Source organism: Kosakonia sp. YIM B13588, assembly GCF_042788165.1.
In the GTDB taxonomy this organism is placed as follows: domain Bacteria; phylum Pseudomonadota; class Gammaproteobacteria; order Enterobacterales; family Enterobacteriaceae; genus Kosakonia; species Kosakonia sacchari.
Window position 1 is genome coordinate 1 of sequence record NZ_JBHZPO010000011.1, and the last position, 18,316, is coordinate 18,316.

Annotated in this window: 16 protein-coding genes and 1 tRNA gene; 8 read left to right on the plus strand and 9 right to left on the minus strand. The window is 48.3% G+C overall.

Translation table 11 applies throughout. The features are described 5' to 3' along the window. Nucleotides 1–77 precede the first annotated feature (77 nt). Entirely contained in the window at nucleotides 78–734 is a 657-nt protein-coding gene (locus ACFX4U_RS17560; RefSeq protein ID WP_380219121.1) for a hypothetical protein, read from the plus strand. Between the two features lie 361 nt (nucleotides 735–1,095). Here the strand turns inward: ACFX4U_RS17560 and ACFX4U_RS17565 are convergent, their stop codons facing one another. From ACFX4U_RS17565 to ACFX4U_RS17575, 3 genes are all read right to left on the minus strand, one after another. After that, entirely contained in the window at nucleotides 1,096–1,920 is an 825-nt protein-coding gene (locus ACFX4U_RS17565; protein WP_129991151.1) for a hypothetical protein, read from the minus strand. Beyond that, nucleotides 1,917–3,134, minus strand: coding sequence for a toll/interleukin-1 receptor domain-containing protein (locus tag ACFX4U_RS17570; RefSeq protein WP_129991152.1), 1,218 nt, complete (start codon nucleotides 3,132–3,134; stop codon nucleotides 1,917–1,919). Before ACFX4U_RS17570 ends, ACFX4U_RS17565 begins: the two co-directional genes overlap by 4 nt. Before the next feature lie 516 nt (nucleotides 3,135–3,650). Next, on the minus strand, nucleotides 3,651–4,238 hold the full coding sequence (locus ACFX4U_RS17575) for a TIR domain-containing protein (protein WP_129991153.1): 588 nt from the start codon (nucleotides 4,236–4,238) through the stop codon (nucleotides 3,651–3,653). Nucleotides 4,239–4,910: 672 nt separating this feature from the next. Here ACFX4U_RS17575 and ACFX4U_RS17580 point away from each other — a divergent pair. Further along, a complete protein-coding gene (locus ACFX4U_RS17580; RefSeq protein WP_129991154.1) occupies nucleotides 4,911–6,554 on the plus strand; it encodes a CBASS cGAMP-activated phospholipase in 1,644 nt (547 codons plus the stop codon). A gap of 55 nt (nucleotides 6,555–6,609) precedes the next feature. Next, nucleotides 6,610–7,458, plus strand: a complete 849-nt coding sequence (locus ACFX4U_RS17585) for a toll/interleukin-1 receptor domain-containing protein (protein WP_129991155.1) — start codon at nucleotides 6,610–6,612, stop codon at nucleotides 7,456–7,458. Between the two features lie 865 nt (nucleotides 7,459–8,323). Here the strand turns inward: ACFX4U_RS17585 and ACFX4U_RS17590 are convergent. Both ACFX4U_RS17590 and ACFX4U_RS17595 read right to left on the minus strand, forming a co-directional pair. Further along, entirely contained in the window at nucleotides 8,324–9,103 is a 780-nt protein-coding gene (locus ACFX4U_RS17590) for an SDR family oxidoreductase (protein WP_313506878.1), read from the minus strand. Continuing rightward, a complete protein-coding gene (locus tag ACFX4U_RS17595) occupies nucleotides 9,103–9,429 on the minus strand; it encodes a nuclear transport factor 2 family protein (protein WP_313506876.1) in 327 nt (108 codons plus the stop codon). Before ACFX4U_RS17595 ends, ACFX4U_RS17590 begins: the two co-directional genes overlap by 1 nt. Nucleotides 9,430–9,519: 90 nt before the next feature. On the opposite strand from ACFX4U_RS17595, the gene ACFX4U_RS17600 reads away from it, so the two are divergent. After that, nucleotides 9,520–9,864, plus strand: coding sequence for a helix-turn-helix domain-containing protein (locus ACFX4U_RS17600; RefSeq protein WP_313506873.1), 345 nt, complete (start codon nucleotides 9,520–9,522; stop codon nucleotides 9,862–9,864). A gap of 227 nt (nucleotides 9,865–10,091) precedes the next feature. Next, nucleotides 10,092–10,883 (plus strand): MBL fold metallo-hydrolase, encoded by a 792-nt coding sequence (locus ACFX4U_RS17605; protein ID WP_313506871.1) that lies wholly within the window; start codon nucleotides 10,092–10,094, stop codon nucleotides 10,881–10,883. A gap of 49 nt (nucleotides 10,884–10,932) precedes the next feature. Here the strand turns inward: ACFX4U_RS17605 and ACFX4U_RS17610 are convergent, their stop codons facing one another. Beyond that, nucleotides 10,933–11,445, minus strand: a complete 513-nt coding sequence (locus tag ACFX4U_RS17610; RefSeq protein WP_313506870.1) for a GNAT family N-acetyltransferase — start codon at nucleotides 11,443–11,445, stop codon at nucleotides 10,933–10,935. A gap of 294 nt (nucleotides 11,446–11,739) precedes the next feature. Between ACFX4U_RS17610 and ACFX4U_RS17615 the strand changes: the two genes are divergently transcribed. Further along, complete coding sequence (locus ACFX4U_RS17615; RefSeq protein WP_313506868.1) at nucleotides 11,740–12,285, plus strand: chorismate mutase; 546 nt, start codon at nucleotides 11,740–11,742, stop codon at nucleotides 12,283–12,285. A 341-nt stretch (nucleotides 12,286–12,626) separates the two neighbouring features. Then, nucleotides 12,627–13,952, plus strand: a complete 1,326-nt coding sequence (shiA, locus tag ACFX4U_RS17620; RefSeq protein WP_313506866.1) for a shikimate transporter — start codon at nucleotides 12,627–12,629, stop codon at nucleotides 13,950–13,952. 45 nt (nucleotides 13,953–13,997) lie between these two features. Here the strand turns inward: shiA and cbl are convergent, their stop codons facing one another. Both cbl and nac read right to left on the minus strand, forming a co-directional pair. Beyond that, the gene (cbl, locus tag ACFX4U_RS17625; RefSeq protein ID WP_200550541.1) at nucleotides 13,998–14,948 is read right to left on the minus strand and encodes an HTH-type transcriptional regulator Cbl; all 951 of its coding nucleotides are present in this window, start codon (nucleotides 14,946–14,948) and stop codon (nucleotides 13,998–14,000) included. Nucleotides 14,949–15,052: 104 nt separating this feature from the next. Beyond that, the gene (gene nac, locus ACFX4U_RS17630; protein ID WP_017458401.1) at nucleotides 15,053–15,970 is read right to left on the minus strand and encodes a nitrogen assimilation transcriptional regulator NAC; all 918 of its coding nucleotides are present in this window, start codon (nucleotides 15,968–15,970) and stop codon (nucleotides 15,053–15,055) included. A gap of 330 nt (nucleotides 15,971–16,300) precedes the next feature. Between nac and ACFX4U_RS17635 the strand changes: the two genes are divergently transcribed. Beyond that, nucleotides 16,301–16,376 (plus strand) — tRNA-Asn (locus ACFX4U_RS17635). A 315-nt stretch (nucleotides 16,377–16,691) separates the two neighbouring features. Here the strand turns inward: ACFX4U_RS17635 and ACFX4U_RS17640 are convergent. Continuing rightward, nucleotides 16,692–18,236: a methyl-accepting chemotaxis protein gene (locus ACFX4U_RS17640; protein WP_313506864.1), complete on the minus strand. Its 1,545-nt coding sequence runs from the start codon at nucleotides 18,234–18,236 to the stop codon at nucleotides 16,692–16,694. Between the last annotated feature and the right edge of the window lie 80 nt (nucleotides 18,237–18,316).

An 18,316-nucleotide genomic window follows, 5' to 3' on the forward strand; every position in this document is an offset into this window, starting at 1 on the left:
TGGCGAAATGGAAAATGTGAAGGTAAACAAACCGACATTACTAACTGACGGTTGTATCTAATCCTGGGGGCAGGTCAATTGAACCTAACTCTCATCTTTATGTCTATATAATAACGCGAGACTTTGGTTTTGCTCCTAATCCATTTCATGGACGTTGTACTTTAGCAACATGCAAACCTGGAATTAGAAAGTCTGCTAAAGTAGGTGATTGGGTCCTAGGAGTTGGTGGAGCTAATTTAAAATCAGTGAAGCACAAATGCATCCTATTAATGAAGGTTACTGAAAAAATTAGCTTTAATGATTATTGGCATGATGTTAGGTTCTCTATCAAAAAGCCAGCTAGAAATGGTAGCCATGTACAGATGTTGGGAGATAATATTTACCATCAAGATGAAAATAATCAATGGATTCAAGAAGACTCTCATCATAGCAATGCTAATGGCTCATTTAACATGACCAATCTAGAACGTGATACTAGTTCTGACCAAGTGTTGATTTCAGATCATTTCTATTATTTCGGCGATAAGGCAGTTGAAGTAGACTTAGACTCAATTGCATATCACAGGGGCATAGGCTATAAAAAAATCCCCTTAGAACACTCTATACCCGCAAATGTTCTTATAAAAACAATGGAACTTGAGTTTAGCAGTTATAAAAATTTAGTTATATCTGATCCATATCAATTTTCAGATTTCTATAAACGTGTAGATCAAGGTACTGGAGAGGTCTATTAGTTAGTACATCCCTTATCTTTATGAGTAAAATATTCTCTGTTGGTGGAGGTGCCAGCTTTTCCTCTTTATCAAAGCATAAATATTGTGTTGGTTTTATCAATACACATTGCTTCACAGTCGCAATCAATCACGTCTATGACTATTTCAACTTTTAAACTCGTCGAAATAACGCTTAAAGCTCACTATTACCTAACGTTTAAGCCATTTAAATGACTCGGAGGTGTTTGTTAAAGTTTTAGCTATTCAAACACACCAAGTCAAATTACCATTAAGTAAAAACTAGTTATTCAATACAATTTGAAAATTTTTCATCATAAAATCACCTTAATATAACTATCCCAATGTCTAGGTTAAGGTGAAATTAAATTTTGAAAGAAGGTCCGCGCGGCTTTCCTACTTTACTTTCTTGAATGATGACGGTTTTAACAACATCCTGTACGTCTGAAAGAGTAGTAGGCGGTAAATTGATAGAATTATAAGTCCAATAGCGTTGGCACAATTGCTCAAATATTACGTTGACGCATGATGATACATCATGGGTACCAAATAACTTTATGTTGTCCTCACGGGATAAATTGTTGTTCAGAGAAGCTGGCGTAAGCTCCGCCGCAAGCTTCTGTGAAAATCCCCCGAGTCCTCCAATAAGATAACACGGTAACCTATGTTCTTGAGCAAGTTCCATTTCCTCAGCGACTCCGGGATTGATACCATCTTTTGTATGCATTTTTCCACCTACTGCCACCATCATATTCTGAGATGCAACCAGAACCTTACGCATATCTTTCAGGCTTCCATTTCTTGTTTGCGCATTGGCAACCGTTCCGTGACCGCGTTTACGGGTCACAACCAACTCTGCAACATCCGTCATTGCAGCAATTTCATCCTCAAGGTATCCAGAGAACCACAAGTCTGACATAACAAGCGTGACAGGTGGCCTTGAATTCCATGTTGCGTGCAATCTTGCTTGTCGAAGAATTATAGGCGTAAAACTTGGGTGGCATCCATGGACAATCCTTCCTCCGTACTTAAAAATTAATCCACTGAATAGAGCCACGAATTCGAGGATCCCTCTATCCATAGCTCTTTCGGTCCAGCTTTCACGTTCTGGAATCGCGCCTGTTAACCCTACATCAAGCCCTTCAAAAGAGACATTGATTTTCGTATTACGCTCCTGTCCTCTTGTCATTTATTCCCCACATCAACAAAATTTGAGGCTAATAAAGCAGATACTTCCTGGTAATGTAATACCGTTACGTACCCATCGAGAAAACACTCTAGCTGATTAAAAGATAATAGATCACCATCGTAAATAAAAAAGGCATAATTTGAATTTGGCTGAGTTTTTAGGAACTGCCTGAATTTATCAAGAGCTGGCAGGTAGACTTCAGAATACGCCGAACAGTGGCTATTGACTGTAGTCTGAAATCTTCGATTATTGACTTTGCTCGATCTGTACATAGAAAGTGCTTTGTTCAATGAAGCCCAGTCATAACCGGCATCCTTAAAGCTGTTTTCTACGATGAAAGGAACGCGGCATCTTCTGATAAAAATGTCGCAAAGATACGTTTCAATCTGCTGAGTAACTGTATCCAGTTCATCTTCTGAAAGAGGTGTCTGTACATGTACATCTTCAAAAGGCATATCGACCCATCGCTGAAGATTCAATAATGTGCGCAACCGGGGACCTTTTTTTTGATCGGATTTTGTCCTAAAGACGACTGGAAGGATGGGGATCAACATGCCATCTGCAATATTGATTTCCTCTGCGATCCACCTTGAATTGATAGACTCCGGAGTATCAATAAGTAAAAGTAAACTGGCCTCAGTCAATGCTGACTCTATGTTTTTTTGAACGGGGTCCCCGGGCAAAATTCTGGTATTACCATCAAGCTCAAGTGCCTCATCCCTCCAAGGTTTATAGCCTAGCTCGTGGAGATGAGCTTCAATCTGTTTTGCAATCTGCGTTCCATCAACGGCACGGTAGGATATAAACACCTTAGTATTTCGACCCTGAAGGCGTAAACCCAGCATTGCCCCCACACGGCGCGTAAGTCCGCCATCTGGAATGAGTATCGTATTGTCAAAGGGAAGCGCTTTATATTCTGAAGCAACACCAGGTGGGATTAGTGTAAAAGTATTAATTGCAACAGGTAGCAACAGTGCCGTTTCCTGTCTATTAGAAAGAAAATTTCTGATAAAATCATCAGATTGTTCAGGAGTCGAGCTTTCGTCAAACAAAAATATCAATAAATCATTCCACTCTGGCTCCCCCGGCCATGAGGTAACCTGGCCACTCAGAACCAGTTCAATTGATACGTTATTGTGAAATAACTCATACAGCAATTCCTTCACCGCTTTAGCAAAAACCGCGCAGGATTCATTATGCAAAATGGTAATCATATATAACTTCTCAATATTTTATTGTTTTTTGGGAATAATTTTTAATTATTCCCTCAACGCCAAGAGTCAAACACACCGATTTTATATTTATTTAAGCAATCAGAAAAACCTTTAATAAACTCATCCTTTTGCTCATAATACTTATAATTTCGTTGAAAACGTGAGACGACAGTAACATGTATAAGACTTATCTTAGCAAGGCATTAACGAGATTGATGGTGAGTAAATATTCCTCGGCACTTCAGTTGTTACTCTCGTTACCGCATTCTGATTTAACTGAGAATCACCTATGCAATCAATATAAGGTTCAAACCTAATTTATCGAAGTGTCTTTTGACACCAAAAACAAGGTCTACACCTCTAATATAATGATGAAAGAAGATATCATAAAGCTCTTTGTTATATTTTCACGTAATTCAATTATTACTCTAAAATCTGTCAGTGCAGCCATCCGAAATTTTCATCATCTGTCATTTGATAAAATATCTAGGCAAAACTAAAAACCTCGATGTGATATTATTTTAACCACGATGAAAAATTTTTATAACCTTCATCGAGCGTCCAGTCATAACTTAGGTAAAGGGAACTTAACTTTATGGCTTTGTTTTCATATCCTGAGGACATTGAAGTCGAGCAAGTATGTGTGGATTTTCCATCTATCTTTTTATATTCAACCCAGTTCCCATCTGTGTATTCTTTCAATGTTACTGTTTTCCCATCAGCTGAAAAACATGCAGCAACGTACTCCAGTGGATTTCTGCCTTTAGGTTTGGTTTTGCCATCCTTCCCATTTATGTTATTAATATGCACAACAAGTAAATGATTTCCACGAAGGAAGCTTTTCATTATTTCATAACGGACCCAAGGTCTTTCGAAAGTCTCAGTTCCAGTTAGGACTACCGTATTACTGGTATATTCAAGTGCTTTGTTAATCATCTTCTTGAGCGCTATATCGCCATCTTTCTTGTTTTCTTCCCAGATGCTTTTATCAAAGAAACCAGCCTCCTCTCTGTCCGACTTTAGCACCCAGTGCTTACGAACAACATTGGCTCGGAATTCGACAACATCTTGATAGTGAAAACTGAAAAACACCTTCTTGGCCATGAATCAACTCCTTTTGATAACTGCAAAAATTTTAGTTTGTAAAAAGCACCCAGTTTACTCTGCTAAGTAAGGCTGATGATTATCAGGTTCAACAAGTGTCATATATTGTGAACTAATTCACAAATGGCTGCGACAATTAATTTAGCGCATCCTTAATGACGGCTTCAATTTCCTATCGCCACTTACCTTAGCAGCAAGCTCTTACCCGAATGTTGGTAAATATAATTATCATAAATATAGATTGTTGGCAAAAAGTTTAGTTATGGTAGCCATGAAAAATTTGCAATCATAATATTAGCTTTAATTGATTGAAAAATATTGACTTATTGCAAGAAAGTTAGTTTTAAAACCCATCTATTGGAAGTAAGTCTATTACAGGAAATTTTTCGTTCTGCAAAGTGATTATAACAAAATTAAACACTGATAAAATGGATTTATAAAGATAAACAAACTATCTTTCTTGCTTGTTAGCAACAGCAATTGAGTTTTCTCATAATGCTTGATTATTATATATTTCCGATGCGGTTGCGGCCTTAAGGCACCTCATTTTTCACACCCGTGGGGTTATTCTCATATTAAGGTTGTGCTGTCTATTATCCAATCAAAGCATACCACCTGTACTGGTGGTTTTCCGCACGCACATCATGCGGTTGATTTCAATAAGGATACTTCATGCTGCCTCGTAGTCCTTTAAGTGGATGTCGCGTTCATCTCTCTGGCTCAATTTCAGAAACTGCTGATGAAGAGAGCATTTGTCGATTCGTTCACCAGCTTGTAAAACTGGTATTGCGGGAGGGTGGTTCTATTGTACATGGCAGTCACCCTTCTCTTGTTCCTGTTATTGAGGCTGCAGCCAGACAGTACGTTGGTGCAGGTGGACATCGTGGTGACATTCTCTTAGTCCGCTCTCAAGCGTTCTCCAAAACAACTGAACAAACTGCTGAGATCGAACGCCTTCGCCAGTGCACTACCGTACATATTGTTCCGGTAAAGGGGGACGGTGCAACAACTGATGCAAATGAAATATTGCTTTCAATGCGTGAGTGGATTGCCGAAACAAGCGATGTAATTGTCTGCGTTGGCGGAAAATGGTGGGACATTAATAAAAGCAGAGCAGGCGTGCCTGCTGAACTTGGCTGCATGTTGAGTCTCGGCAAACCAGCATTTTTGGCCGCGGGTCTTGGTGGCGCAACGCAGGGATACGTCAAAGACCACCCTGAAATCCTGTCACAATTGCAAAACGGACTCAGCGAAGACGCAAATAGAATGCTTGCATACGAGGTGGACACCTCAAATATTGCCAATGCTGTAGTAAACCAGCTAAAACTTTTACCCCGTGTTCGCCACAACATCAGCAGTGGCCGAAATTTTCGAATTCTGGCGCTCGATGGAGGGGGACTCAGAGGAACATTTACCGCATCAGTACTCGCTAAATGGGATGATATGTTGGGACGAGGGGGAGACAATAACCTTGCCTCGCATTTTGATCTTATAGCCGGGACTTCAACAGGCGCTATTCTTGCGATTGGCCTCGCTATGGGGATACCACCAGCTGAAATCCTACAGTTCTATCGGGAACGAGGACCGTCCATTTTCCCGCAGCAGGGAATGGCCAAACAATTTCTGCGTTCCAAGCATGAATCATCGACCCTAAGAGAGATGCTCACTGAAGTATTTGGTGATCGCAATCTCTCCGAAAATGCACGCTCTAGGCTAGTACTGCCAACTGTCAGGGCAGTAAGAGGCGAATCAGATAGTATCGTTACCGCTCATAGCCCTGATCGGACACAGTACGAGCATATAAGTGCTGTCGATGCCGCACTTGCTTCTTCGGCAGCTCCTACCTATTTTCAGGAAGCCAGCATACAGGATGATACCAAAACCGCACTCGATTATCTTGATGGGGGTTTATGGGCCAATAACCCCATTTTGCCAGCTATATCAGAGGCTGTTCGTTATCTGGGTATCCCTATTGACCGTATCGATGTACTGAATATCGGTACCATTTCCCATGAGTACGATTTTTCTTCCTCGTTGGGTAAAGGCTTTGCTGGCTGGGCATTACAATTTACTGACCTTTTCTTCTCTACGCAGGAGCATGCCGCTCATCAGATCGCCAGGAATCTGATTGGGCCTACACGTATGTTAAGAGTGAACCAACAATCATCGGAGGAAATAAAACTCGATGATGTCTCTTCAATTGAAGAGATGGCACAGCGAGGAAATAGTTTAGCTGTGGATACATTCGCTGAAGTGAGGTCGCGTTTCTTGGATGGAAACCTTGCAGATGACTGGCGCGAGAAAAAGAATATCTGATAATTCCACGAATATTTAAAAGATACTAACTGTAATTTTTGAGGAACCATAATTCATGTTTGTTGATATTGGAATTCAAAATTTTGATGCCCGTGCGTTAAATCACTCATCGTCCGAAATCTCGCTATTCAGGCAAAAAAGCAATGCAGCATTCAACAGAGACAAACTTCAAAGTTTTCTCCTCGGCAGCGAAAATGTACTTAACGCTGAAGCTATAGTCGACGCCTGTTTTCCTGAAGTTCATGCTGACGTTTTCCTCTCACATGCTCACCGTGACGAAGAAGATGTCATTAAACTGGCACTGAGTCTTGAAAAATTAGGACTGAATGTGTTTGTTGACTCATGCGTCTGGGGGTGGGCTGACGAAATTCTGAGGGTCATTGACGAGGAATTCTGCTATAAAAAAACCAGTCAAACCTTTGACTATGATCTCCGAAATCGAACCACTTCAAATGTTTACATGATCCTTAACTCTGCACTTCAAAATATGATTGCGAGCACTGAGCTTCTGCTCTTTCTTCAGACCAATAACTCCGTCAAAATCGGTGAGTATGTAAAAAACAAGACTCATTTATCCTCACCATGGATCTTTTCGGAACTGATATTTGCTAAACTGGGCCAGCGTACAAAACGCCGGAGGGTCAAAAATTATGCTTTTGAAAGCTTTGCATCTGATAGTAAACAAACAGAACTGAACAAAAGCTTTGAAGTGGCTTTTCCAAACCCTGGGAGCCGCTATGAACTCGCGAATAACGAACTGCAACAATGGATTCAACAAGGCTACGAGAAAAACATCTCTGACGATTTTTCTGCGTTGACTCACCTTGATGTGCTTTACCGCCGAGCTGGGATTTCATCTGATGAGCTTTCAGAGTCAAGGTTGCTACTTCCTCCAAAGCATTAAAACTACAGGCCTACTTGGCACGTAAGGTATTGATGTCGTGCTAAAAGGATTAGCATCAAAGTCTGGACGCTGAGAATCATGATGCCTATTCCCGCCCCCGACTTGCACGCCGACGTCTGGCTAACAACTCGGGGCAATAAGGCCTTTTGGCTTGAAGCATACCAATCAATATATTATATCCTAATATAATTATGGATGACGTTCAGTATGTTCCAAGAGATGACGACGGGCTCTAGAATTGTTGTATTACCAGCTAAACTCAAAGAGAAATGATCTGCTAAAGACCGAAGCGTATGGTGACTAAACCATTTCTATCCTCCGCTTTCCCCTTACGTTCAGAAGGAATTGCGTTCTGGCTGCACCATCCGCATTAGTATTTAACTGATCTCAATTTTTCGAAACACCATAATGTTAGCAATGTACGCCGCTTACATTTATCAGGCAGTCAGACATGGTTAAAGAACGTAAGGGCTCCAGTCCTCCCTAATCTGAGATCTTATCCAATCCGAATTCTTCGACCACACGAATAGTATATTTCTTACTGCAGTTCCTAAAGATGAGGCTTTTTCTCTGAAAATAAAGGGGGTCATTTTAGGGGTCTTGACTGGAAGGGATTTCTACTCTAGCCTATTTATCAGCCACATACTGGCAAAGGCGATCCCAGTCAGAGGAGCCAGATTCAGAAAAGCCTGCTTTTAAGCAGGCTTTTTGCTTTTCAGGCCTGGCAACGTGTTGCAGCCTTCCCTTTAGCCGTTCGTTCTTTTCCGCGCCTGATTTACGCACATTCCAGCTCGCGAGAGAGAATAAACAGCCATCGACGTACACCATTCCGCTGCGTTGATGTCACGCGCAGTGGCCGTCACGATTACGCGGTGGGGACTGTGCCGCCATCGATAACGTACTCTGTTCCCGTAATCGCCGCCGCACACGATGAAGCGAGGAACACAATGAGACTGGCCACTTCCACAGGTTTTGACGGGCGCCCCAGCGGGATGCCGCCGAGCGAATCCATGATGATTTTCTTTCCGCCTGCGTAATCCGTTCCCGCCTGGTGCGCAAGCCGTTCGGCCAGCGCGACAGAGGCTTCAGTTTCAATCCAGCCGGGTGCGACACGCAGCACGCGGATCCCTTTTGGTGATACCTCTTTCGACAGGCTTTTACTGTAGGTAGAGAGTGCAGCCTTTGCCGCGGCATACGCTGTTGTCGATTCCGGCAACGGCAGTTCGCGCTGGATAGAGGTGACATGAATAATAACCCCCGCTCCCTGCGCGAGCATGCCGGGTAAAAGTGCTCTGTCGAGGCGGACCGCAGGGAGCAGATTGAGATTCAGTTCCTGCTGCCATTCCTCTTCACCTAACGCTGCAAAACCACCCGCGGGCGCTGTCGAGCCGCCAACAACATGAACAATAATGTCTACGCCACCAAGGCGACTCTGCACTGCTTTCGCGACGCGATGACACCCTTCAACCGTTGTCAGATCGGCTGCCACAAAGTGATCCGCTAACGATTCATCAGGCTGGATCCGCGCGGTGGTTAACACTTCCGCTCCCTGTTCATGAAACAGGCCAACAACCGCCTTCCCAACGCCTTTGGTGCCCGCCGTGACCAGAACGCGTTTTCCTTGTAAGTCCAGATTCATACTCATCAAACGATCTCCAGTGAGGCGATCTTCCCGTCCAGTAAGGTAAACGCATGGCTTAGCTGCACCGGGCTGCCGGGAAAATTGCCCGCCACATGCGATGTCACCGTTAACCGCGTTCCGTCATCAACAACCCTGATCGGTTCAACGGTGTACTCAAACGCACTCTGCACGTTGCGTTGCCAGGCCTGGATGGCTTCATGGCCGCGATGGGTCTTATGTTCATCGATAACCACGGCATCAGGCGTAAAACAGTGGTTAACGTTGGTGATATCTGCGCCATTGCTGATGGCGAAGTAGATAGCAATAGCGTCGGGTAGTGACAAAGACATGGTGAGAGGCTCCTTCGGTTTGCGGTGCTCTCATTTTCACCATATAGTGTCAAATCATCAAGAACGCACAAAAAAGTTAGTAACAGGCTTATGAGTAAGGTTTATACCCCCGATACCGCCGCGCTTGGCGTCGAACAGGTGCTGCGATTACTGGAAGGCCGCTGGAAGCTGGTCATCCTGTTTCATTTATTTGATGGAAAAGTGCAGCGCTATTCCGATTTCAGCAGGCTTATTCCTGGCATTTCGCAAAAGATGTTGAGCCAGCAACTGCGGCAGCTCGAAGCGGATGGCATTGTGTCGCGCAAGGTCTATCCGCAGATCCCGCCGAAGGTGGAATACAGGCTGACGGAGTGGGGCCAGGCCCTGTGCCCGGCGCTGGATGCCATGCTGAAATGGGCAGAAAAACGCGACGCCTTCCCACCGAACGTGCCTTAAATCCGGCGCTAAACTTTTCCTCCGTTCTGACACAGCGCGCTGAACCGTTCAGTCGTTCATCGCGCTTTCCTCTGTTATGGCCGCACTGTCCAGCACATATCGCGGCCGCAATGTGCCATGCTAAAGATGTTGCTATTCAAATAATGGCGCGGGCATCGCCCGGCAAAAGAAGCCATTCTCTGCAAAACCCCTTTATCACTGACGTAACCGCAATAGAGAGGACGATAATGATCACCTTATGCAACGCGTGCGGCACATCGTATGAAATCACCGACACTCACCCACACCGGTGCGATATCTGCGAAGATGAACGCCAGTTCGTGCCGGTAACGGGACAGAAATGGATTGATTTTCCAACCCTTCTGGCCTCGCATATAAATAAATGGCAACAACATGAGAGCGATCTTTTTAGCATCAAAACCGTGCCTGATTTCGCGATTGCGCAGCGCGCTTTTCTACTGAGAACAGCGCAGGGCAATATTTTATGGGACTGCATCTCCACCCTCGACGACGCCACAAAAACGCTGATTTCCTCTCTGGGCGGGCTCAAGGCTATCGCTATTTCGCATCCTCATTTCTACACCACCATGCAAGACTGGGCCGCCGCGTTTGACGCACCGATTTATCTGCATGAACGCGATCGCGAGTGGATCATGCGCGACAGCCCGTACATTACCCTCTGGGACGGCGACACCCTGCAACTGACCTCAGACGTGAGTATCATGCGCCTTGGCGGCCATTTTGCCGGTGGCTGTGTTCTCCACTGGGCGCGTGATGAAGGTGTGCTGCTGTCCGGCGATATCGTTCAGGTCGCGCCAGGCGCGAATACCGTCTCCTTTATGTGGAGCTATCCCAATATGCTGCCGCTGCCGGCAGAGACGGTTCGTGAAATGACACGCCGGCTGGATGCGGTGGAATTCGCGAAACTCTACGGCGCGTTTGAAGGGCGGGAGATCGTGCAACATGCTGCGGAAATTGTGCGCCGTTCAGGTGAGAAATATATCGCTTGCCTGCGCTAAGCAATGGTTTATCTATCCGTTCGCGCATAACGCACTGCGCCACTTGATTTCAATACAATAATTGCATGGCAACCCGCCGTTTCGGATCCAGCCCGGCCAGAGCTTCCGCAGCAAGCACCGCTTTCAGCCGGGATGAAATGGCGCTGCCTTCAATAATGTCAAAACCCAGCGAAGCGTAAAAAGGCGCGTTGAAGGGCGCGTCACGATCGGTCGTCAACGAGGCGCCGTTTAAACCACGCGCTTTGCCTTCTGATAAAAGCGCGTGCATCAGGCGCCGCCCAATGCCCTGCCGCTGCCAATTCGGGTGAACATCCGCTTCGGTAATGTGCAGCCAGTTCTCTATGATCGCGGCGCCGGCAAACCCGACGGGAATGTCGTCCGGCGCGAAAGCAACGAGTAACATCCCTTCCCTGCATAGCTCGCGCAAATCTTCCAGACTGCTAGCGACAGGCGATCCGCTTACTGCGCCCGCCTCGCGCAGCGTTTCAAACGATGCAAGTTCAATGGCTCTTAACGCCGCCAGGTGCTCGCTTCGCGCTGGTTCGATTGTGATATCTGTCATCTGAATGTTCCCAATGGTAACAAGCGTTAAGCCTGATCGACACGACAGCTTCAGGCGTTCCCGCGCCTCATATTGTACATCCCGAATGCATCAGCACAATTTTCATGCTGCTCCCCCACTCTTTGTACCTTATTTACATCGTTTCATTTACTTACATAAAACACCCGTTAGGAAATAATTCATTAACGCAACTAATAGAATATGAATCGTGTTAGTGATTTTAGCCGTGATGGTCGATTCGCCGTTCTTCCCCGAGAACGGCTTTTTTTTGGGTTTTGACAGGAGGGTAAGTTGATGTTCCAGTCTGCGGTTGTTTTCCTTTCATCACTGTTCATGTGCGGCAATGTTTTTGCAGGTTCCGTCGCATCGGTGTCGCTCAGCACACTTTCATCTGCGCTCAATGAACGCATGCTGATAATGAAAGACGTCGCCAGTTACAAGGCACAGCACCATTCCCCCGTAGAAGATGTTGAGCGGGAGCAAAAAGTACTGGCAGAAGCGGTGAAAAATGCCCAGGACGCGGGTCTGGATCCCCGCTCTGTGGAGCCTTTTTTCCGCGCGTTGATGAACGCCAGCAAAGCCGTTCAGTATCGCTATATGGCCGACTGGTTAGCCACACCGGATGCCAACAGCACTGTCAGAAGTCTGGACGCAACCCGGCAACAGATAAATCAACTGGATAGCCAGTTGCTCACCGCCATCAGCCAGCGGTTGCTCACTGGCGCTTTCACTGAAGCGGACACCGCATGGCTGTCGGCACAAATTATGGCTCCGAATCTTAGCGAAGCGGATAAAAACAATCTCCTTGCCGCCTTACGCCTTATTCATCGTGCACGTTAGTCACAAATGCCGTTCGCGATGAAAAAACACAAATGCCCGGCGCATGACAGGTCGGGCATCCGCCAGGAAGATAACGCTTTGTAGACGGAGCCTGCGGTTTAACATCGACCGACCGAATGCCACGCGCGCAAATCATTCAATAACCGAATAATCTTCTGTGCATGAACGCCCCCTGAGTTAAATTCCCCCTTTCATGCCGCCCGCTTTGCAAAAGAGTTTTCACCTGTCCGCTGTCGCTGTAGTCTCAATAGCGGCTTTTTTGGCTGCGTACGATGTGAGTAACCTTTTCTCCCTATTAAAACTAGAAAATTTTGCAATTTTGAGGAACGGACAGAACAACTATGGACTCCACGCTCATCACAACCCGCCCCGATGAAGAGTTACCACCACTGAATCGCGCCCGCCGTGCGGCCTGGGGCAGCTTCGCCGGCGCAGTGGTCGACTGGTTTGATTTTTTACTGTATGGCATCACCGCTGCGCTGGTGTTTAACAGCGAATTTTTCCCGCAGATAGACCCGGCGATGGGTACGCTTGCCGCTTTCGCCACATTTGGCGTCGGATTTTTATTCCGCCCGCTCGGCGGCATTGTCTTTGGTCATTTCGGCGATCGTCTCGGTCGCAAGCGAATGCTGATGATGACGGTCTGGATGATGGGGATCGCCACAGCCTGTATTGGCATTCTCCCCTCTTTTGCCACCATTGGCTGGTGGGCACCGGCGTTACTGGTCATCCTGCGCGCCATCCAGGGTTTTGCCGTTGGCGGTGAATGGGGCGGCGCGGCGCTGCTGGCTGTCGAAAGCGCGCCCGCCGGGAAAAAAGCCTTCTACAGCAGCGGCGTTCAGGTCGGGTATGGCGTCGGGTTGTTGCTCTCCACGGGGCTTGTGTCGCTCATCAGCAGCCTGACCACCAACGAGCAGTTTCTGAGCTGGGGCTGGCGTCTGCCTTTCTTGTTCAGCATTGTACTGGTGCTCGGTGCGCTGTGGGTGCGTAACGGCATGGCAGAATCGGCCGAGTTTGAACGAGCGCAGACGCAACAGCCGACGCAGATAAAAAAACGCCCGCCGGTGTTTGAAGCGCTGTTTCGCCATCCGGGGGCGTTTTTGAAAATCATCGCCCTGCGCCTGTGCGAACTGCTGACCATGTATATCGTCACTGCCTTTGCACTGAATTACTCGACACAAAATCTGGGTTTACCGCGTGAGCTGTTCCTTAATATCGGCTTGCTGGTCGGCGGGATAAGTTGCCTGACTATTCCGTTATTCGCCTGGATGGCGGATCGTTATGGGCGGCGGCGCATCTACATCACCGGCGCTCTGATCGGCGCGCTGAGTGCCTTCCCGTTCTTTATGGCACTGGAAACGCGCTCCATTCTCGGGGTGGTGATCTTCTCGTTACTGCTGGCCAATATCGCCCACGATATGGTGGTTTGCGTACAGCAGCCGATGTTCACCGAAATGTTCGGCGCGGGTTATCGCTACAGCGGCGCGGGCGTCGGTTACCAGGTCGCCAGCGTGGTCGGCGGCGGTTTTACGCCGTTTATTGCCGCCGCACTGCTGAACTTTTCCGGCGGCGAGTGGCATGCCGTCGCCATTTATCTGCTGGCAGGCTGTCTGCTCTCCGCTCTGACAGCGATGCTGATGAAAACACCGCCGCACACACATCAGTAAAAACAAAGCCTCCGCATGCGGAGGCTTTGTTGCTTATCACCAGTGTTAAATCTGGTAATCGATCGCCGCTTCATCCGGCTCCATCACCTGACGTTTGATATCTTCTACGGACAGCCCGGCGTTACACAGCTCAATAAAACGCCAGACATAATTCCTCTGTAACTGGCCGCGTTTTAACCCTAACCAGACGGTATTGGCATCAAACAGGTGTTGCGTATCGAGCCGCACCAGTTTGCCCTCTTCGTTCTCACCGCTTGATTGCTCCGCCACCAGCCCAACACCCAGCCCCAGCTCGACATAGGTTTTGATAACATCGGAATCCTGCGCGCTCAGCACTACATCCGGGATTAACCCTTTGCGACCAAACGCTTCATCAATACGCGAACGCCCGGTGATCCCCTGCCGATAAGTGATTAGCGGCCAGCGGCTGATATCTTCGAGCGTTAACGGTGAGGATTGCGCCAGCGGGTGATCGGAGGGTACCAGCAAACTGTGGTGCCAGCGAAACCAGGGAAATGCCACGAGCGAGTTGTCATTGCTTAAGCGTTCGCTGGCAATACCGATGTCAGCGCCACCGTTATGCAGCAGAGATTCAATCTCTTGCGGGGTGCCCTGAATCAACTCCAGCCGCACTTCCGGGAACAGTGCGCGAAACGCTTTAATCACCGATGGTAAGCTGTAGCGCGCCTGGGTATGCGTCGTGGCAATGGTCAGCACGCCAGAGGTGTCATTGGTAAAGAGATCGGCGAGCCTGCGCACATTGCTCGCCTCGTTAAGAATACGCTCGGCAATCACCAGCAGCGCTTTACCGGGTTCCGTCATGCCCAACAAACGTTTGCCGCGACGGATAAAAATCTCAATCCCCAGCTCTTCTTCAAGCTCACGAATATGGCGGCTCACGCCGGATTGTGACGTGTAAAGCATGTTGGCGACTTCGGTCAGGTTGTAATCCCGCCGCGCCGCCTCGCGGATAATTTTGAGTTGCTGGAAATTCACCCTTCACTGCTCCTGGCCTGTCAGACATGACGTTATTGTTAAAGTCTGCGGCCAGGCAGGACAAATAATAAAAACCAGCATCATATTCCATTAAGGAATAATGCTTAGCTCACCAGCTGCAACTCATGGCTTTCCATCGCCGGGCGGCTGACTAATGACATTAAAATATCTTTCACCGCCTGCGCCTGCGGCGAGAGCGTGCCGCGCGCGGAAACGTTTAATGACAACGGCAAGTTCATTGAAGGCGTGGTGATGCGCGCCATCCAGCCGTTGGTCGCGGCGCACAGCGAACGCGCGGCAGACTCCGGCAGTACCGTCACGCCCATTCCGCTGGCAATCGCCGCCGTCAGCGTGGCGATCGACTCAATTTCGCCAATGATTTTCGCGGTCAACCGACGCAGCGAAAACGCTTCATCAACACGCAAACGGACAGCGCTGTAATCGCGCGGCAGGAAAAGATTCATATCGGCAACCGCTGTCAGATCGACGCTCTGGCCCGGGCAGTCACGCGTGCCCACCAGATACAAATCCTCTTTTAGCAGCGGCAGGCTGTTAATCCCCGCGCCAGGCGCGCGTTCATACAGCACCGCCATATCCAGTTGACCGCTGAGCAATTTATCGTTCAGCGTTGTGCCGCTATTTTCATGCAGATAGACCATAACTTCCGGCAACTCGTTACGCACCGCTTGCAACAGCGGCATGGTGACGGAAGACGCGGCAGTGCCCGGCGCCAGGCCAATGGAGACTTGTCCCCGCAGGCATTGACCGACATTGTTTACCGCCAGTTGCGCCTGTTCGCACTGGCGCAGAATCGTCCGTGCGTGGGTGTAGAGGATTTTGCCCGCTTCCGTCGGCGTCACGCCGCGTTTGGTGCGAATAAGTAATTGCTGATCCAGCTCGCCTTCCAGAGTGGCAACCTGCTGGCTCAGCGCGGGCTGCGCAATGTGTAATACTTCGGCTGCCTGAGTCAGGCTTCCAATATCGACGATTTTTACGAAGTATTTCAGTCGTCTTAAGTTCATTTTGCCTCCTGTACGGATACCAGTGCCAACGCCGGATGTGATGTAGCCAGAGGAGTTGCAATATGCTTGCCAGTTTTAGTTAGGCAAAATGAAAGGCGCTAACAGGCTGGATAATAAGAGATTCTAATTACAACCGGGGGAATTATTACTGAAACAGTGGTTCGTATGCTGCCCCATGAAAGATGCACTGCACAGTTTTGGTGCAAATGCGCGCATAAGTGCTTCTCCCGGCAACAGATTGCTGAAATAGTCAGCAAACGATCGCGACAGCACGATCCATTCTTTGACAAGGCTCCGGGGCATCGCTAATATTCGCCCCGTTCACACGATTCCTCTGTAGTTCAGTCGGTAGAACGGCGGACTGTTAATCCGTATGTCACTGGTTCGAGTCCAGTCAGAGGAGCCAAATTCAGAAAAGCCTGCTTTTAAGCAGGCTTTTTGCTTTTCTGTCGTCTACTAACCTTTCCTTCAGGCAAAACGTTACTTTGTTCGCTGAGCACTTGCGCCTCAGGCGCGGTTTTCCCCTCTCCTTCTTTCAGCTATTGCGGGCCGTTCAGGGCTTACACTTGCCCAATTCAGGAATAAAGGCTGTTCGTGCAGTATAAAAGTGAAGTTTAAGTCCCGTTGTTGCGGATGCTGGTTTGCCTGCAATAGCGTGTCTGGCAGGGAGAGGATTAACGGGCCTGGCCTCTGCAGGCCCGTAAGTGTGTTGCTGCGGTGATTATCTGCCGGTATTAAAAAAGGCCACCGTTTGCGTCAGCCGGCGGGTCTGCTCTTCCAGCGCACTGGCCGCTGATACCGCATGTTGAACCAGAGCGGTGTTCTGCTGAGTGACCGCATCAATTTGCACAATCGCTTCGTTAACATGGCTGATGCCTTTACTCTGCTCGTCGGTCGCGACGGAGATTTCCGACATGATGTCCGACACGCGCCGCACCGCCACAATCATCTCGTCGATACTGCTGCCGGCAATTTTGATTTGTGACGAGCCGTTGTTAACCCGAGTGACAGACTCTTCAACAAGCCCTTTAATTTCCTGCGCCGCCTGCGAGCTGCGCAACGACAAGCTGCGCACTTCACCCGCGACCACCGCGAAACCTCTGCCCTGCTCACCGGCTCTGGCCGCTTCAACCGCCGCGTTCAGCGCCAGAATATTGGTCTGAAATGCGATACCGTTGACCACCTCGATAATGCTCGCTATTTTCCCGGCGCTTTCGGAGATACCGTTCATGGTTTCATTCATGCTCTGCATTACCACACCGCCGCGCGAAGCAATATCCACGGCTTCGCTCGCCAGATGGCGCGCCTGCCCGGCATTCTCCGCGTTTTGTTTCACGGCAGCGGTGATCTGTTCCATGCTGGACGAGGTGCGTTCCAGCGATATCGCCTGCTGCTCAGAATGGGAAGCAACTTGTTGATTTCCTGCAACAATATCATGAGTGCTGGTGTTGATTATCTCCGCCCCTTCGCGAATGTCTTTAATCACGGCGGTCAGTTGCTCACGCATCACGCCCATTTCGTGGATCAGGCTTGAGTTGTCCCCCGCTTTTTTATCCACCGTCTGCGAAAGATCCCCGGCGGCAATCCGTGCGGCGACATCAACGGCATAACGAGGTTCGCCCCCAAGCGCCAGCAACGTTCCCCGGTTGATGAGATAGACGATCACCGACAGCAAAATGCTGATAGCCACAAACTCAATCAGGTTCTGGTAGAGCGAAACCCGGAATGCCGCATCGATATCATCCACATAAAGGCCGGTGGTGATGATCCAGCCCCAGGGCGTCCACGGAATGCTGTAAGCGATTTTCGGTTGCGCTTCTGTCTCGCCGGGACGGGGGAAAACGTAAGCGGTAAATCCGGCCTGATTATCACGAGTAACCGCAACCATATCTCTGAAGATGTAGGCACCATTGGCATCCGCAACCTGTGGCCCCTGACCAATCAGCTTGGCGTTGATCGGATGCATAATCACTTCGGCCTGGGTATTGAGAATAGTGAAGTATCCCGTTTCTCCATAGCGTAAATCCTTAATTAACTGGGTTGCGCGCTGCTGCGCTTCCGGTTGCGTGATCGCCCCTTTATCAACCAGCGCGGCCTGTGTTTTGACGATACTGAGCGCCAGTTGCGAAACATGTTGCAACTCGTTTTTCCGCAGTGCCAGTTGGTCTTCTTTGACCGTAAAAGAGCTGTAGAGCAGTGTCCCGGCAAGGCACACCAGTGCCACGATGAGAGGGAGCCAAAGTTTTTGCGCGAGGGATAGTTTCATGGCATGAGTACCTATTGTTGTTTTATATGGCGGGTACAGCATCGGCTTCGGGCGTTCGAACCGCGCCTTATCTCTATATC

Coding starts and splice junctions, on each gene's coding strand:
- ACFX4U_RS17570 (WP_129991152.1), bottom strand. CDS start 3,134: ATGATTACCATTTTGCATAATGAATCCTGCGCGGTTTTTGCTAAAGCG.
- ACFX4U_RS17595 (WP_313506876.1), bottom strand. CDS start 9,429: ATGTCTTTGTCACTACCCGACGCTATTGCTATCTACTTCGCCATCAGC.
- ACFX4U_RS17610 (WP_313506870.1), bottom strand. CDS start 11,445: ATGACAGATATCACAATCGAACCAGCGCGAAGCGAGCACCTGGCGGCG.
- ACFX4U_RS17565 (WP_129991151.1), bottom strand. CDS start 1,920: ATGACAAGAGGACAGGAGCGTAATACGAAAATCAATGTCTCTTTTGAA.
- ACFX4U_RS17615 (WP_313506868.1), top strand. CDS start 11,740: ATGTTCCAGTCTGCGGTTGTTTTCCTTTCATCACTGTTCATGTGCGGC.
- shiA (WP_313506866.1), top strand. CDS start 12,627: ATGGACTCCACGCTCATCACAACCCGCCCCGATGAAGAGTTACCACCA.
- ACFX4U_RS17640 (WP_313506864.1), bottom strand. CDS start 18,236: ATGAAACTATCCCTCGCGCAAAAACTTTGGCTCCCTCTCATCGTGGCA.
- nac (WP_017458401.1), bottom strand. CDS start 15,970: ATGAACTTAAGACGACTGAAATACTTCGTAAAAATCGTCGATATTGGA.
- ACFX4U_RS17580 (WP_129991154.1), top strand. CDS start 4,911: ATGCTGCCTCGTAGTCCTTTAAGTGGATGTCGCGTTCATCTCTCTGGC.
- ACFX4U_RS17585 (WP_129991155.1), top strand. CDS start 6,610: ATGTTTGTTGATATTGGAATTCAAAATTTTGATGCCCGTGCGTTAAAT.
- ACFX4U_RS17575 (WP_129991153.1), bottom strand. CDS start 4,238: ATGGCCAAGAAGGTGTTTTTCAGTTTTCACTATCAAGATGTTGTCGAA.
- ACFX4U_RS17590 (WP_313506878.1), bottom strand. CDS start 9,103: ATGAGTATGAATCTGGACTTACAAGGAAAACGCGTTCTGGTCACGGCG.
- ACFX4U_RS17600 (WP_313506873.1), top strand. CDS start 9,520: ATGAGTAAGGTTTATACCCCCGATACCGCCGCGCTTGGCGTCGAACAG.
- ACFX4U_RS17605 (WP_313506871.1), top strand. CDS start 10,092: ATGATCACCTTATGCAACGCGTGCGGCACATCGTATGAAATCACCGAC.